The 14640-nt window shown below is 63.3% G+C and carries 14 protein-coding genes and 1 riboswitch; of the genes, 6 read left to right on the top strand and 8 right to left on the bottom strand.

Annotation, left to right across the window (positions count from 1 at the left end; genetic code table 11):
• Window positions 1–14 precede the first annotated feature (14 nt).
• Complete coding sequence (gene thiE / locus ACX4ZE_RS20625) at window positions 15–713, top strand: thiamine phosphate synthase (RefSeq protein WP_480275118.1); 699 nt, start codon at window positions 15–17, stop codon at window positions 711–713.
• A 6-nt stretch (window positions 714–719) separates the two neighbouring features.
• Here the strand turns inward: thiE and ACX4ZE_RS20620 are convergent, their stop codons facing one another.
• From ACX4ZE_RS20620 to pta, 3 genes are all read right to left on the bottom strand, one after another.
• Complete coding sequence (locus ACX4ZE_RS20620) at window positions 720–1388, bottom strand: NUDIX hydrolase (protein ID WP_480275117.1); 669 nt, start codon at window positions 1386–1388, stop codon at window positions 720–722.
• Window positions 1389–1740: 352 nt separating this feature from the next.
• Window positions 1741–2952, bottom strand: a complete 1212-nt coding sequence (locus ACX4ZE_RS20615) for an acetate kinase (protein WP_480275135.1) — start codon at window positions 2950–2952, stop codon at window positions 1741–1743.
• 2 nt (window positions 2953–2954) lie between these two features.
• Entirely contained in the window at window positions 2955–5027 is a 2073-nt protein-coding gene (gene pta / locus ACX4ZE_RS20610) for a phosphate acetyltransferase (protein ID WP_480275116.1), read from the bottom strand.
• Window positions 5028–5129: 102 nt separating this feature from the next.
• On the opposite strand from pta, the gene ACX4ZE_RS20605 reads away from it, so the two are divergent.
• Complete coding sequence (locus ACX4ZE_RS20605) at window positions 5130–5636, top strand: nitroreductase/quinone reductase family protein (protein WP_480275115.1); 507 nt, start codon at window positions 5130–5132, stop codon at window positions 5634–5636.
• A gap of 73 nt (window positions 5637–5709) precedes the next feature.
• On the opposite strand, the gene fgd is transcribed toward ACX4ZE_RS20605, so the two are convergent.
• From fgd to ACX4ZE_RS20590, 3 genes are all read right to left on the bottom strand, one after another.
• Complete coding sequence (fgd, locus tag ACX4ZE_RS20600) at window positions 5710–6720, bottom strand: glucose-6-phosphate dehydrogenase (coenzyme-F420) (RefSeq protein WP_480275114.1); 1011 nt, start codon at window positions 6718–6720, stop codon at window positions 5710–5712.
• Between the two features lie 49 nt (window positions 6721–6769).
• On the bottom strand, window positions 6770–6910 hold the full coding sequence (locus ACX4ZE_RS20595; RefSeq protein ID WP_480275113.1) for a hypothetical protein: 141 nt from the start codon (window positions 6908–6910) through the stop codon (window positions 6770–6772).
• 64 nt (window positions 6911–6974) lie between these two features.
• Window positions 6975–8060: a glycoside hydrolase family 18 protein gene (locus ACX4ZE_RS20590; RefSeq protein ID WP_480275112.1), complete on the bottom strand. Its 1086-nt coding sequence runs from the start codon at window positions 8058–8060 to the stop codon at window positions 6975–6977.
• Between the two features lie 131 nt (window positions 8061–8191).
• Here ACX4ZE_RS20590 and ACX4ZE_RS20585 point away from each other — a divergent pair, with 131 nt between their 5' ends.
• Entirely contained in the window at window positions 8192–8689 is a 498-nt protein-coding gene (locus ACX4ZE_RS20585; protein WP_480275111.1) for a DUF456 domain-containing protein, read from the top strand.
• An 18-nt stretch (window positions 8690–8707) separates the two neighbouring features.
• Here ACX4ZE_RS20585 and ACX4ZE_RS20580 read toward each other — a convergent pair whose 3' ends face one another.
• Together ACX4ZE_RS20580 and ACX4ZE_RS20575 are read right to left on the bottom strand one after the other, a co-directional pair.
• Window positions 8708–9595, bottom strand: coding sequence for an amidohydrolase family protein (locus tag ACX4ZE_RS20580; RefSeq protein ID WP_480275110.1), 888 nt, complete (start codon window positions 9593–9595; stop codon window positions 8708–8710).
• A gap of 84 nt (window positions 9596–9679) precedes the next feature.
• Window positions 9680–11068: an FAD-dependent oxidoreductase gene (locus ACX4ZE_RS20575; protein ID WP_480275109.1), complete on the bottom strand. Its 1389-nt coding sequence runs from the start codon at window positions 11066–11068 to the stop codon at window positions 9680–9682.
• 288 nt (window positions 11069–11356) lie between these two features.
• Between ACX4ZE_RS20575 and ACX4ZE_RS20570 the strand changes: the two genes are divergently transcribed.
• From ACX4ZE_RS20570 to ACX4ZE_RS20560, 3 genes are all read left to right on the top strand, one after another.
• Complete coding sequence (locus ACX4ZE_RS20570; RefSeq protein ID WP_480275108.1) at window positions 11357–11923, top strand: Rv0361 family membrane protein; 567 nt, start codon at window positions 11357–11359, stop codon at window positions 11921–11923.
• Window positions 11924–11984: 61 nt separating this feature from the next.
• Window positions 11985–12101, top strand: a riboswitch (SAM riboswitch).
• A gap of 14 nt (window positions 12102–12115) precedes the next feature.
• On the top strand, window positions 12116–12532 hold the full coding sequence (locus ACX4ZE_RS20565) for a rhodanese-like domain-containing protein (protein WP_480275107.1): 417 nt from the start codon (window positions 12116–12118) through the stop codon (window positions 12530–12532).
• Complete coding sequence (locus ACX4ZE_RS20560) at window positions 12529–13743, top strand: O-succinylhomoserine sulfhydrylase (RefSeq protein WP_480275106.1); 1215 nt, start codon at window positions 12529–12531, stop codon at window positions 13741–13743. Before ACX4ZE_RS20565 ends, ACX4ZE_RS20560 begins: the two co-directional genes overlap by 4 nt.
• The last annotated feature ends 897 nt before the right edge of the window (window positions 13744–14640 follow it).

Genomic DNA, 14640 nt, shown 5'->3' with positions numbered 1-14640 from the left:
CTACCGTCGAAAGCGTGCAACCCTCCCATCCGAATCGACCAACCGCGCCACGGGAGCGTCTAGCCTCCGCACAGCTGTACCTCTGCACCGACGCACGCCGGGAGAAGGGCGATCTGGCCAAGTTCGCCGAGGCGGCGTTCGCGGGCGGGGTGGACATCATCCAGCTCAGAGACAAAGGTTCGCCCGGCGAGGCCAAATTCGGCCCGCTGGAAGCCAAAGCCGAACTCGGTGCGCTAGCCGAGTTGAAGGCCGCCGCACGCAGGCACAATGCGCTGGTCGCTGTGAACGATCGCGCGGATATCGCGCTGGCCGCGCGCACCGACGTGCTGCATCTCGGGCAAGCCGACCTACCCCCCTGGTACGCGCGCCGGATTCTCGGACCCGATGTGGTGATCGGGCGCTCCACTCACAATCGCGCACAAGCCGGACTCGCCGCGATCGACGAACACATCGACTACTTCTGCACTGGACCGATATGGGCGACTCCGACCAAGCCGGGCAGACCAGCGGCCGGTCTCGAACTCGTCCGCTCGACTGCGGATGCCCATCCGGCCCGGCCTTGGTTCGTGGTCGGAGGAGTCGATGCGGACAACGTGCCGCGCCTGCTGGAGTCCGGAGCGACGCGGATTGTGGTCGTGCGCGCTATCACCGAGGCATCTGATCCGGAAGCCGCCGCGCGGGAATTGAAAACAGCGCTGCTTACGCACGCCTAGGCAATATCAGGAGAGCACCTGCTCTCTGCTGAACGACAAGACGGCGCTCGGCAGTGGCTCGGTAGCCTGCGCGTCCTGCTCATCGATGATCCTGACATAATCGCCCGGTCCGTCTGGGTCCGAATGCAGCCACAGGAAACCGAGATCGGCGAGGTCGAGTGTGCGCGGCAACGCGGCGGCCACCGCGCGGTCTTCTCCCGGGAGCAGTGCCCGTGCCGGTGCGGCGCGCAGAGCGGGCCAGGAGGCCGCGAAACCAGGATGCAGTGGCCGGGTGGCGACCTCGTGCTCTGGAACCCAGGCCAGCTCGGTACTTTCCCGATTACCCGTAGTCGGCAGGACCATACCGGCATCGGCGATTACGGTGATGTAGGTCCAGCCGCTCAGTGCGGAAGCGGTTATCCGTTCGCCACGCACCCGCACCTCAGCAGGATCGATGCCCGCCTCTTCCCAAGCCTCCCGAACCGCCGCATGCACGGGCGTCTCATGGCTGTCGCGGGCACCGCCGGGCAATGCCCAGGTCCCGCCCTGATGACTCCACGGGGCGCGATGCTGCAACAACACCGCGCAACCGCCACCGTCGAGTGGCGCACGCAGCAACAGCCCGGCGGCGCCGAACCGGCCCCAGTGCCGCAAACCGTCCGAGCTGTGTGCCCAACCGTCGCCGTCACCACGCATTTCGCATCCGTCCTCGTCCTGCTGCGGCGGTGTCCTGCTCGCTCTACTCTCGAACAGGATGTTTCACCCGCCACAACGCGTACAACCACAATAATCTCCGTATCCATCCGCAGAGAGCGACCGGACTTGCAGACAAGCTGTCGAGCAATCCGCACACGCGGTGAGACCTGGAGTCGCACCATCAGACCGGACGCGGCGACCGATTCGAATCTCCGGCCACGCACCGGCATCTCCCGAAACCGCCTCGGAAAGGCCGGGTAAGGACGGGATCGGCAGAGAAAGGCGCTGTTCCGGTCAGCCTCACCGACCAGGTCGGCGAGAGGGTTGTCCATGTGGAGTAACGACATGGTGCTCAGGTGTGTTCGGCTACCACTTTCCGAGCGGCGCGGGCGATGGCCAGCTCCTCGTTGGTCGGAACCACCAGCACCGTGACCGGCGCGTCACTCGGGGAAATACGCCGCGCGGACCGCGCTTTCGCGGTATTGGCCACCGGGTCGATATCGATGCCGAAGCGACCGAGTCGAGCCAGGACATCGGCACGCAACTGTGAATCGTTCTCGCCGACCCCTGCGGTGAAGACGATCGTGTCGACGTCGCCGAGCTCGATCAGATATGCCCCCAGGTAACGCCGCAACCGGTGGACATACACATCGTAGGCGAGCTGGGCTGCTCGGTCCCCGCGCGCGATGAGCCGCCGCAACTCGCGGAAGTCGTTCACGCCGGACAGACCCTTGAGGCCGGAATCCCGATTGAGCAGGTTATCGACCTGGTCGATGTCCAACTGCGCAGTCCGGACCAGATGCGGCACGATCCCAGGATCGAGATCACCTGGCCTGCTGCCCATCACCAGCCCTTCCAGCGGGGTGAGCCCCATTGTGGTGTCGATCGGCCGGCCGCCACGCAGCGCGGCGGCCGATGCGCCATTGCCCAAGTGGAAAACGATCTGATTCAGCTCGGCTGAATCGCGCCCGAGCAACTCGGCGGCCCGGCCGGACACATACTCGTGCGAGGTACCGTGAAAACCGTACTTTCGAATGCTATGGGCAGCAGCGATTTTGGCATCGATCGCATAGGTCTTCGCAGCAGCGGGCAGTCCATGAAAGAACGCCGTGTCGAACACGGCGACCTGTGGCAGCCCGGGCAGTAGGTCGCGCACACTCTCGATACCCGCCAGATTGGCTGGATTGTGCAGTGGCGCGAGCGAAGAAAGCTCGCGGATCGCGGCGACCACAGTGTCATCGATCAGGGTGGGACGATAGAACACCTCGCCGCCGTGCACCACCCGGTGCCCGACCGCGCGCACTCCGCCGCGCACCAGATCGAGTCCGGCCGCAGCGAGCGTATCGAAAACCAAGCGCAGCCCCGCCGGGTGATCAGCGATCGTCCCGCGCCTGCTGCTGGTTGCGCCACCGGAGCACTGCTCGATTCCCCCGTTGTCCTCACCGATCCGCTCCACCATGCCCGAAGCAGCCACCACACCCGATTCCGGGTCGAGAAGCTGGTATTTGATAGAGGACGAGCCGGAGTTGATCACCAATACCAAGCCCTCGGCCGACTTGCTCATCATCAGCCTTCCTGTGCCTGGATGGCGGTGATCGCCACTGTATTGACGATGTCGGCTACCAACGCACCGCGGGACAGATCGTTGACCGGCTTACGCAGCCCCTGCAGTACGGGTCCGATCGCGACCGCCCCCGCACTGCGCTGCACCGCCTTATAGGTGTTGTTGCCAGTATTGAGGTCGGGGAAAACGAACACCGTCGCGTGCCCGGCCACCTCGGAATCGGGTAGCTTGGTGTCGGCAACGGTCGGTTCGATCGCGGCGTCGTACTGGATCGGGCCTTCTACCGGCAGCTCGGGCGTGTACTCGCGCACCAGCTTGGTCGCTACGCGGACCTTGTCCACATGCGCCCCGCTACCCGATTCACCGGTCGAGTAGGACAGCATCGCGACCCGAGGATCGATGCCGAAACGAGTGGCAGTCGCCGCAGACGAGATCGCGATATCGGCCAACTGCTCCGAGGTCGGATCCGGTACGACAGCGCAATCCCCATACGCCAACACCCGGTCGGCCAAGCACATGAGGAACACACTGGAAACGGTGGATACGCCAGGCACTGTTTTGATGATCTCCAAGGACGGCCGGATCGTATGGGCTGTAGTGTGCGCGGCGCCGGAGACCATGCCGTCGGCAATCCCCTTGTGCACCATCATGGTGCCGAAATAAGAGATATCGGAGACCGTTTCGCGAGCACGGGACAGCGTCATCCCCTTGTGCTTACGTAGTTCGGCGTACTCGACGGCGAACTTCTCCAGATAGCCGGAGTCGCTCGGGTCGAGCACCTGAGCGGTGGTGATGTCCACACCGAGTTCGGCGGCGCGGGCGCGCACGACGCTCTCCACACCGAGAATGACCAAGTCCGCGATCTTGCGCTGCAACACCCGACCCGCCGCGCGCAGGATACGGTCGTCGTCGCCTTCCGGCAGCACGATACGTTTACGATCGGCTCGGGCACGCTCGATGAGCTGGTATTCGAACATCTGCGGTGTGACCACCGAGGTGAGCGGAACTTCGACGCGCCGCAACAGCTCCACGGCGTCGACATGTTCCTCCATCAGCGCGAGCGCGGTATCCACTTTGCGGAGGCTGCCGGCGACCACACGTCCGCGGGTGCGATAAGCGGCGCCCGCGGTTTCGTAACTGTCGAGTTCGGTAGTGAGAATAGGAAGTTTCAGCTTGAGGCCTGCCATCAGCCGCGCTATCTCGGGATGCGGCCGCAAGCCCCCATTCATGATCACACCCGATAGCGAAGGAAAGCCTTCCGCCTCATGGGCGTTCACAACACTCAGCAACACATCGGACCGATCGCCCGGCACAATGACCACAACGCCCTCGGCCAGACGTTCCAGAACGTGCTCGGCCGTCATACCGCCGACCATCACCTGCAGCGCCTCCCGGCGCAACAATTCCGGGTCGCCACTGTATATTTCGCCTTCGACAGCCGTGCACAACTCCGCCATCGTCGGCGCGACCAGTAACGGGACCTCTGGCAATGCCCAGCAGGGGGCATCGAACCCGCGCAATACCGCACATACCTGCGTCAGCTGCCGCGGATCGCAGCGATTGGCGATGACGGCGACCAGCTGGGCGTGCTCATGGGCCAACTCGTCGGCGCACAGTTCGAGCAGCTGCTCGACCTCTGTCGGGGTGCGGTCGGCGCCGCGCAGCACCAACAACACCGGCGCACCTAAGTTGACCGCGATGCGCCCGTTGAAACGCAGCTCACTGGGGCTGGCCACATCAGTGTAGTCGCTGCCGACCACGACCACCGCGTCACAGGCCTTCGCGACCTCATGGAAGCGCGCGACGATTTCGCTGATCGCCGCGTCCGGGTCGGCATGCACCTGTTCGTAGGTCGTGCCGATAGCCTGCGTGTAGTCGATGTCGGCGGTGCTGTGCTCGAGCAACAGCTCCAGAATGTAGTCGGTCTCGGTAGTCGATCGCGCGATCGGCCGGAAGACTCCGACACGCGCGGTGCTCGCGCACAACATCTGGAGCACGCCCAACGCCACCGTCGATTTACCGGTATTGCCCTCCGGCGCGGCGATGTATACGGCGGAAGGAACGTTGTCGACCATGTCCGCGAGCTTAATGAAAACCAGTCGATCGGACTCAGCGGCACAACCCGACACCTAGTCGAGAGCACATTGTCCATCCCAGGTCCGCACTATAGTCCGTACATGGCCGAGAAATTTCCCGATCGACAATGGGGGTCACGCACAACGCTGTTTTCTCGTACGGTGAACAGACTCGCAGCGACAAAACCCGGAGCGCGGCTCGCCCGTGCGCTCACTCCACTGGACCGGGCGATCCTGGAGCGCACCGGTGCCAGATACACCCTGCTCGGCCCGATCGGCGAACCGATCATCCTACTCACCACCATCGGCCACAAAACAGGTAAACCGCGCAAGCAGCCGCTGTTCTACTTGCACGACGGCGACACGCTCTATGTGATCGGCAGTAATTTCGGACAAGCAAACCACCCCGCGTGGACAGCCAATCTGCTGAAGAACCCCAATGCCATCGTCACCATCGCAGGCGAACGTATCGCGGTGACCGCCACCCCGGTCGCCGACCCCGACAAGGACGCCCTTTTCGACCGTTTCGTCGACATCACCCACGTATACGCCGCCTACCGCGACCGCACCACCCGTAACCTGCGCATCTTCGCTCTCCGCCGCGCGTAATCAGCGGCGCATGGCACGCCGGTACAGCCGCGCGCCGAACCTCGTTCGCCCAGTGCGCGGCGCGTGAATGGTTTCAGGCCAGAGCACGCAGACGCGGGGCCAGATCGCGCTGGAAGAGATCGAGAAAACGACGCTGGTCATGGCCAGGCGCGTGGAAGACCAGGTGGTTGAGGCCTGCGTCGAGATAGGGCTTGATCTGTTCGACGGCCTGATCGGGGTCATCGGCCACGATCCAGCGCTTGGCGATCTGCTCGATCGGCAATGCGTCGGCGGCGGCTTCCATCTCGATCGGATCGGTGATGCTGTACTTCTGTTCCGCGGTCAACGACAACGGTGCCCAGAATCGAGTGTTCTCCAGCGCCAGCTCGGGATCGGTATCGTAAGAGATCTTGATCTCGATCATCCGGTCGATGTGCTCGACAGTTCGATCGGCCTTCGCCGCACCCTCGGCGAGAGCTGGCATCAGTTTCTCGGTGTAGAGGTCCATGCCCTTGCCCGAGGTACAGATGAAGCCGTCGCCCGCCCGACCGGCGTAGCGGGCCACCAGCGGGCCGCCCGCGGCGATATAGATCGGGATACCACCCTTGGGTACGTCATAGACGGACGCGCCGACCGTGCGGTAATACTGGCCGTCGAAGTCGACCCGATCCCCGGTCCACAGCGCCCGCATCAGCTCGACCGATTCACGCAGACGCGCGAACCGCTCCTTGAATTCCGGCCACTCACCGGTGTATCCGGTCGCGATCTCGTTGAGCGCCTCCCCGGTGCCGATGCCGAGCATGACCCGTTCCGGGTACAGACAGCCCATCGTGGCGAATGCCTGTGCGATCACGGCCGGGTTGTAGCGGAAGGTCGGGGTGAGCACCGAGGTACCGAGCTGGATGCGCTTGGTGCGCTCGCCGACCGCGGCCAGCCATGCCAGTGAGAACGGCGCGTGCCCGCCCTTGTGCCGCCACGGCTGGAAATGGTCGCTCACCGTGACGCTGTCCGCACCGTGTTGCTCGGCCAGTACCGCGATCTCGACGAGCTCACGCGGGCCGAACTGCTCCGCCGATGCCTTGTATCCGAGCTTGAGTCCGCTCATCTGCCACGCTCCTCGCATCTCATTTCGCCGCCACCGTCCTCGACAGTAGTCAATCCCATAGCAACACGGGCGATAGCGTACGCGGGCCGGGCAGCCCCACAGACAGCCTCTCGACCGTGAAACTCGGACCTGACCAAGTGTCGTCGTGCACGATGATCACATCCAGTGCGGCGGAGAGCTCGGTGAGCATCTGCGCAGAACGGCGCGCTCACGCCCGCCGACGATAGCTGGCTATACGTGAAAACGCACAGTTGTCATTCGCCCTCCCCACAGGGAGGGAACCCGCACCAGTCCCGTCGATATGTAGCCCAGTCCTGACGAGTGGCAGCGAAATCCACATACAGCGCCACACCGAAGCTCTGCCGTTCGGGTGATCGACGCTGCAGCCCCAGCCGGATCCCCCGGATCGCCGCACCGACCGTCTCCGCCGCCCCGCGGTGACCGGGACCGTCGGCCCAGAACGCGGGCGCGCCCATCAGCAGGTCGACCTCCGCCGGGGTGACCTGCAGAGCGAGGCCGGTCTGCTGAGCGACATATCCACCGTAAGCGGATCGTGTCGGCATCGCTGTGTCGTACGACATCACCGCGACCTGGTCGACACGCCGGGCCACCTTCGCGAAATATGCTTGCGACCACCACTTTCCATGTTCGAACAGAGTGATACCGATCGAATGCAGTCCGGGCAGCGGTTCGATCTGCTGGGCCGACACCGACAATCGCGCCTGCCGTACCGATGTGACGGCATGGATGCGGTCCAACAGCGTCAGAAAGCCGAGCGAACCGGAATAGATCGGTTCGAGATCGAGATGGATGCCGTCGAATCCGAGATCCAGCACCTGCCGTGCCGAAACGAGGACCCGTTCCCGAGTGGCGGCGTCCGCTACGTCCAATCCGTCGAATTCGGGCCGTACCACATCGCCCAGCCACGACTGCACCCGAATCCCCGGCAGCTTCTGATGGACCTCCTCGACGAACCAGCGCGCACGGGGATACAGCTTCGGTCGCAGACTCCCGTCATGCTCCAAGGGCCCGGTATGTACATAGAGATCCTTGATCCCGGTACCGCGCACCAGCTCGGCCAGAGCGTCGACATCGGCGGCGGTCTTACGGCCGTCCACCCAAGCGTGTCCCAGCCATACCGCGTCTCGTCCCCTGGTCCGCGCGGCCGCAGAAGGCTCTCCCATGTATGCGAGCCGTAACGCCACTGCCGCCACCGCAACCGGAAGTACCAGCAGGGCCAGGATAACCAGAAATACCACCACGACCCGCCACCGCAACCACACCCGCCCACGTGAGCGCGCGCCGGAAACCGTCTGTCGTACGAAACTGATGAAACTCATATCCTCGGTCCGCGCTTCCTGGCGGACAATAGCCGCCACCAACGGTGATCGATGCCTGCTTCGATCTCGTTACCAGGACCGATGTGCCGCTCGAGTGACGCGCGCGTCCGGCTGACGATACGCTGCGGCTTGTGGATTCGGTCGCCCACCAGGGATGGTTCGCCCTGCTCGTCGGTTTCGTCATCCTGATCGGCCTCATCGGGATCATCGTCCCGATCCTGCCTGGGGTGCTCCTGATCTTCGGCGCCATCGCCGGGTGGGCATTGCTGACCGGCGGCCCGACCGCGTGGACGGTTTTCGCGGTCAGCACAGCACTGCTCATCTTATCCGGGATCGTCAAGTATGCCTGGCCCGGACGCAAGATGAAAGACGCGGGGGTCTCTCACCGCGCAATCCTTTTCGGCGCGATTCTCGGAATAATCGGCTTTTTCGTTATTCCGGTAGTCGGCCTGTTCGCCGGTTTCGTCCTCGGCGTGTACTTTTCGGAACTCCATCGCCTACGGATCAACCAGCAAGCCTGGCAGGCCACTGTGCACGCGGTACGTGGGGTCGGCTTGTCCATCCTCATCGAACTCGCCGGCGCCCTGCTGGCCACCGGAGTCTGGCTCGTCGGAGTTGGCCTTACCTGAGCCGGTACCGCCCAGTCGTCAGCGTTCGATAGCCGGAAACGGAATCGTGTCCCCGGCCCGGCTGCCGGGCAGTTCATCGCGGCGCAGCCGAAGGGTCGGCGATTCCTGGTGCTTCTTCGGCAGATACAGCGGCAACGTCGGGGCCTGGTTGGAATCGGCCGCACGCACTCGGACAGGCAGCCGGTAGAACGCGCGCGCATTGTCTTCCAGCACCGCGTGCATGTCGGTACCCACCACGTCACAGAGCAGATCGACATCCGAGTCCTGGAACGGACGCCCTGCTCGGGTACCGGGTAGATCGGTGCCGAACATGAGGGCTTCTGGATTCACCGCATGGATACGACGTAAGGTGTGGGCGACATTCATCGCGACTCGGCCGAAACCTGTCGCCTTGACCCGTGCGCCCCGGTCAACGAGTTCGAGCAGGAATGACAGCCCCTCCTCGGACATACCCAGATGGTCGACCGAGAGCGCGGGCAGCTTGGAAATGACCGGTTGCAGCGAGGCGAGCATCGTACCGTCGATATAGACCTCCACATGCCAGCCGGCCAACTCGTAGGCACGCAGCGCTTGCAAAGTCATACCCGCGATGTCGGTGGCCGCCCGCTTGAGATTGAACCGCAGGGCGCGCACTCCGATCCGATCCAGCTCGAGGATCTCCTCGTCAGTGGCGTCCAGATCGAGACGAGTGACGCCGACCCAGCCCTCGCCGAGTTCGGCGAGGGCAGCGGTGAGATAGCTCTGATCAGTGCCCTGGAACGACCCACTGACCACAGCGCCGCCACTGATGTCGAAACGCGCCATGCGCTCGCGATAGTCGGCGATGGTGAATGGTGCGGGCAGATAGCCCTCGTTCTCGACCAGCGGAAATCGCGGATCGAAGATGTGCAAGTGGGCATCGAACACGTGTACAGAATGCCTCACTATCGAACTTTCCGCTGCCACAGCGACCGAAGCGGCACGGCAGCGGAACTGATCGACGTGATGTGCTCAGACCTTGTGTGGCTCGCTGGCGCGCAGCATATCCTCGCGCTCGACGACCTTGACCCGCTCCCTCCCTTCTGGTTCGCCGAGAGAACGTTCATGGGCATCGAGGCGATACCATCCAGCCCAGGTTGTGAAGGGAATGCCTTTACCTTCCAGGAATTCGACAACGGCCTCCGGATCGGGCCGCGCGGCCCGGGTGAAACCAGGAGCGTCGTCGAGCAGGCAGGCGATGGTCTCGTTGGCGTCGCCTTTGGTGTGGCCGATCAAGCCGACCGGGCCACGCTTGATCCAGCCGGTGACATAGGTGGCGGACAGGTAGCGTGCGGCGCCGTCGGCGTCCTCGTCGACGAGCACACGGCCCGCCTCGTTCGGCACCGTGCCCGCTTGCTCATCGAACGGCAGGCTGGTCAGATTCTGTGACAAGTAGCCGACGGCACGGTACACCGCCTGCACATCCCAATCGGTGAATACGCTGGTGCCCTTGACGTTTCCGGTGCCGTCCAATTGCGTGCGCTCGGTGCGCAGACCGACCACCTTGCCGTCCTCGCCGAGCACCTCGGTCGGAGACTCGAAGAAATGCAAGAACAGCTTGTGCGGCCGATCACCGGCATCGCGGATGGCCCACTGCTCCAGTGTATTGGCGACCATGTCGACCTGCTTGGAATGTCTGCGCGCCGCTTCAGAGCCTTCGTCGTAGTCGATGTCCTCTGGGTCGACGATGACCTCGATGGTCGGGGAATGATCCAGCTCGCGCAGCTCGAGCGGGGTGAACTTAGCTTGAGCGGGGCCGCGGCGACCGAAGACGTGCACCTCGACGGCCTTGTTGGCCTTCAGCCCCTCGTACACATTCGGCGGAATCTCCGTCGGCAACAGTTCGTCACCGGTTTTGGCCAGCACTCTGGCCACGTCGAGTGCGACATTGCCGACCCCGAGCACCGCGACTTTCTCCGCGTCCAGCGGCCAGGTGCGCGGCACATCTGGATGCCCGTCGTACCAGGACACGAAGTCGGCGGCACCGAAGGAGCCATTCAGGTCGATCCCTGGGATGGGCAGCGCGCGATCCGCGTTGGCCCCGGTGGAGAAGATCACCGCGTCGTAGAAGGCGCGCAGGTCGTCGAGAGTGATGTCGGTGCCGTAGTCGATATTGCCCAGCAACCGTACCTGCGGTTTGTCGAGAACCTTGTGCAGAGCGGTGATAATGCCCTTGATCCTCGGGTGATCCGGTGCGACACCGTAGCGAATCAGCCCGAATGGCGCGGGCATACGCTCGAACAGGTCGATACTCACTTCGGCATCGGACTTCATCAACGCATCGGCGGCGTAGATCCCGGCCGGTCCGGCACCCACGATCGCGACGCGGAGCGGGCGGGTCGCTGCACTCTGTTCGGTCATCTCTTACGCGCACCCTCAATGGTCGAAAACAATTAATGATGTCCTATTTAGCTTAGGCTAAGTTGACACACTGGCTCGGTCGCATCCGTACGGGCGGATGCCTGCCGGGGCCGCACGGTGCTCCGTTCGCCGTGGCGATCGGATTCGATGTGGCGATGAACCGCCGGTTTACCGTGCCGACCTCCTTTTCCCGATTCTATCCGGGAAATAGCCACCACCTCGACCCGGTATGTGCAATCCAGCGGACGCCGTAGACCATCGCGCTCCGCGCGACCGGCCGACACGATCATGCCGTATCCCACTCTCACGAGCCGAGGGCGGCTGCTCGTGCTCGGTGCGGCGGCGCGGACGCCACGATCCTGGGCCGAGTATTCGATACCGCCGTTCACCAGGGATCATCAAGCAATGACCGAGCAGCAGCCGAGCGCAGGCGAGGACGAAAACATCCGGATCGATCAGACCGACAAGCCCTCCGTGGCGCCATTCCTCGCGGCCGCGGCGGTCGCGCTGGTCGTGCTCATCGCGATCGTGCTCAGCTGGATACTGGCGCCTACTGAGAAAAATGTCACAGACGCCGATCGCATCGCCGCGGCTGTGCACAACTTCATCGAAGGCGCCAACCGCACCGGTAAGGTGCCCCCGCCAGGCACCGCGTGTCAGAGCTTCGACGCGGATCTGGTGCCGTTGGCCGGGCAGATCGGTGCCGGAGAATCCGTCCAGATCACGAAAATCGATGGCACTGTGGTGGACGGTGACAAGGGTAAGACGACCGTGACCACCACAAAGAACGGCACTGAGAAGACCACGACATGGAGGCTCACCCGATCCGATGGCACCTGGCTGGTCTGCACCTGAGCGCGCACTCGGTGCAACATAGGTTGACAGAGCGGCCCTGATCGGTGCACTCTCAGCCGAAGGTCATGAGAACCAGCGTCAAGCCCCGGCACTGCTGGTCGGCAACCCTCCTCCGCGGTGGGGTGCTCCGGGTGACGACCTGGCCGCGTCGCCATCCGGAGCGCGGCAAGCGCGGATTCGCAGGAGGAGCACATGAGTTACGCCGGTGACATCACCCCACGTCAAGCCTGGGAGCTGTTACTGAGCAATCCCGAGGCCGTCCTGGTGGACGTGCGGACGACCGCCGAATGGACGTTCGTCGGCGTACCGGACACGAGTTCGATCGATCGACCACCCGTGCTGGTCGAATGGGTCGACTTCACCGGTGCCCGCAATGAGACGTTCGTCGAGGACTTGAAACAGGCGCTCGGCGACCACGACCCCGATGCCCCGGTGCTGTTCCTGTGTCGTTCCGGCAAGCGCTCGATCGGGGCGGCGACCGCCGCCACCGCAGCGGGCTATCGCACCTCTTACAACGTGCTGGAGGGCTTCGAAGGTCCACTCAACGAATCCGGTCATCGCGGCGGCTCCGGCTGGCGTGCCGACGGCCTGCCCTGGCGGCAGTCGTGATCACCGGCGGCGCATTCGACAAACCCTTGCCCGAAGGCGTCGGTCCCGCGACACTGGGCGTGCGAGGCGGACTGCGGCGCTCCGGCTTCGAGGAAACCGCCGAAGCACTCTACCTGACCTCCGGCTTCGTCTACCAGAGCGCGGAAGCCGCCGCAGCCGCGTTCACCGGCGATGTGGAACATTTCGTCTACTCCCGCTATGGCAACCCCACAGTCGCCATGTTCGAGGAACGGATGCGCCTCGTCGATGGCGCCGAAGCGTGCTTCGCCACCGCGAGCGGCATGTCGGCGGTATTCACCGCATTAGGCGCATTGCTCGGCACCGGCGACCGGCTCGTAGCCGCGCGCAGCCTGTTCGGTTCCTGTTTCGTGGTGTGCGACGAGATTCTGCCGCGCTGGGGCGTGGAGACGGTCTTCGTCGACGGCGAGGATCTCGACCAGTGGGAGCAGGCCCTGTCGGTGCCCACCACGGCGGTGTTCTTCGAAACGCCCGCCAATCCGATGCAGACCCTGGCCGACATCCGCCGGGTGAGCGAGCTGGCCCATGCGGCAGGCGCGAAAGTAGTGCTGGACAACGTCTTCGCCACACCACTGCTGCAGCGCGGCTTCGAACTCGGCGCCGACGTAGTGGTCTACTCGGGGACCAAGCACATCGATGGGCAGGGCCGTGTACTCGGCGGCGCCATCCTCGGCTCCAAGGACTACATCGACGGGCCGGTGAAAAAGCTTATGCGCCATACCGGCCCGGCATTGAGCCCGTTCAACGCCTGGACTCTGCTCAAAGGCCTGGAAACCATGCCGCTGCGGGTGCGCCACTCGGCAGGCTCCGCACTGCGGATCGCCCGCTTCCTGGAAAACCACCCAGCGGTCAGCTGGGTGCGCTATCCGTTCCTGGAATCACATCCACAGCACGAACTGGCCACCAACCAGATGAGCGCGGGCGGCACCGTAATCACCTTGGAGCTGAAGGCAACCGGAGACGAAGCCCAGAAGCGCGCTTTCGAAGCCTTGAACCGGTTGCGCGTCATCGACATCTCCAACAATCTCGGCGACGCCAAAACCCTGATCACCCACCCGGCCACCACCACCCACCGCGCCATGGGCCCCGAAGGCCGCGCCACCATCGGCCTCACCGACGGCGTCGTCCGCCTCTCGGTAGGCCTGGAGGACGTCGAAGACCTCCTCGGCGATCTCGATCAAGCGCTGACTTGACCCACCAGTCGTCGTTCTGTAATTACGCCCGCCGCGAGAGAAACAAAAATATCTCATTCTGTTGACGAATCCGACCAAACCTTCAACAGCTCTCCGTAACCATTAATAGAAACTTATACAGACCTCACGATCTATCAATCGGCCGATGCGAATTTCTCTTCACGTTTCTCTTCACGCAAACTCAGCAAAAAATCAGGAAACCCCCAGAAGAAGCACAGCTTGACTCGTTTAGCATATTCTCAATCATTAAAACGCGTAATTAGCGGCGCATCTGACGACGATATGGGCAATGCCATATCGAACCGACAAAAAGGACGAGGAGGTGAAAATCATGAGCGCAGCTTTTTCCGAGGTTTCTCTCAGCCTGCTGTTCGGCAAACTGTTCAGTTCTCTACTCGGCACATAAGAGAGTAATTACTCATATCCGCATTCGGTGGCGGTCCCAGCTCGCCGGGCGAAGGATCTAGACTGCTTTCTTTCGGTGCAACACGTCCAGAGCTCGAACTGAGCCTTCGCTTGTTCGCTCTGGCAGCGTAGCCGGGCGTTGACATGGTCGGCTGCCCTCATGTCGTGCACGTTGCTGGGCAGGCTGGTTGCTGGGCAAGCTGTCCGGGCACACCCACGGATGATCGATGTGGCGACGAGGCCACCAACACCAAACCCGAACCAGTCACTACCGACGAGCAGCAGGCCAAACACCCTGATCACGAAATACAACTGTCGTACTAAAAAGAGCCGACGCCCTTTCCTCCATGCTGTGATATCGCATACAGCAGATCGTCATGCACGATCCGCTGTATGCGATATCCGGGAACCCGATGCGCACAACGCATTTGAGTACTTACGGATATACGCATTTGAGTACTTACGGATATACAAAATCAACCGAAGTCGAGT

The organism is Nocardia sp. TBRC8007, assembly GCF_056629435.1.
This window is presented reverse-complemented; position numbering and strand designations above follow the sequence as displayed.

What these genes read in the sequence shown, in the direction of transcription:
- ACX4ZE_RS20575 (WP_480275109.1), bottom strand. Translation starts at nt 11,068, where the DNA reads ATGACCGAACAGAGTGCAGCGACCCGCCCGCTCCGCGTCGCGATCGTG.
- ACX4ZE_RS20565 (WP_480275107.1), top strand. Translation starts at nt 12,116, where the DNA reads ATGAGTTACGCCGGTGACATCACCCCACGTCAAGCCTGGGAGCTGTTA.
- ACX4ZE_RS20605 (WP_480275115.1), top strand. Translation starts at nt 5,130, where the DNA reads ATGGCCGAGAAATTTCCCGATCGACAATGGGGGTCACGCACAACGCTG.
- ACX4ZE_RS20615 (WP_480275135.1), bottom strand. Translation starts at nt 2,952, where the DNA reads ATGAGCAAGTCGGCCGAGGGCTTGGTATTGGTGATCAACTCCGGCTCG.
- ACX4ZE_RS20570 (WP_480275108.1), top strand. Translation starts at nt 11,357, where the DNA reads ATGCCGTATCCCACTCTCACGAGCCGAGGGCGGCTGCTCGTGCTCGGT.
- fgd (WP_480275114.1), bottom strand. Translation starts at nt 6,720, where the DNA reads ATGAGCGGACTCAAGCTCGGATACAAGGCATCGGCGGAGCAGTTCGGC.
- ACX4ZE_RS20620 (WP_480275117.1), bottom strand. Translation starts at nt 1,388, where the DNA reads ATGCGTGGTGACGGCGACGGTTGGGCACACAGCTCGGACGGTTTGCGG.
- ACX4ZE_RS20590 (WP_480275112.1), bottom strand. Translation starts at nt 8,060, where the DNA reads ATGAGTTTCATCAGTTTCGTACGACAGACGGTTTCCGGCGCGCGCTCA.
- pta (WP_480275116.1), bottom strand. Translation starts at nt 5,027, where the DNA reads ATGGTCGACAACGTTCCTTCCGCCGTATACATCGCCGCGCCGGAGGGC.
- ACX4ZE_RS20595 (WP_480275113.1), bottom strand. Translation starts at nt 6,910, where the DNA reads ATGCTCACCGAGCTCTCCGCCGCACTGGATGTGATCATCGTGCACGAC.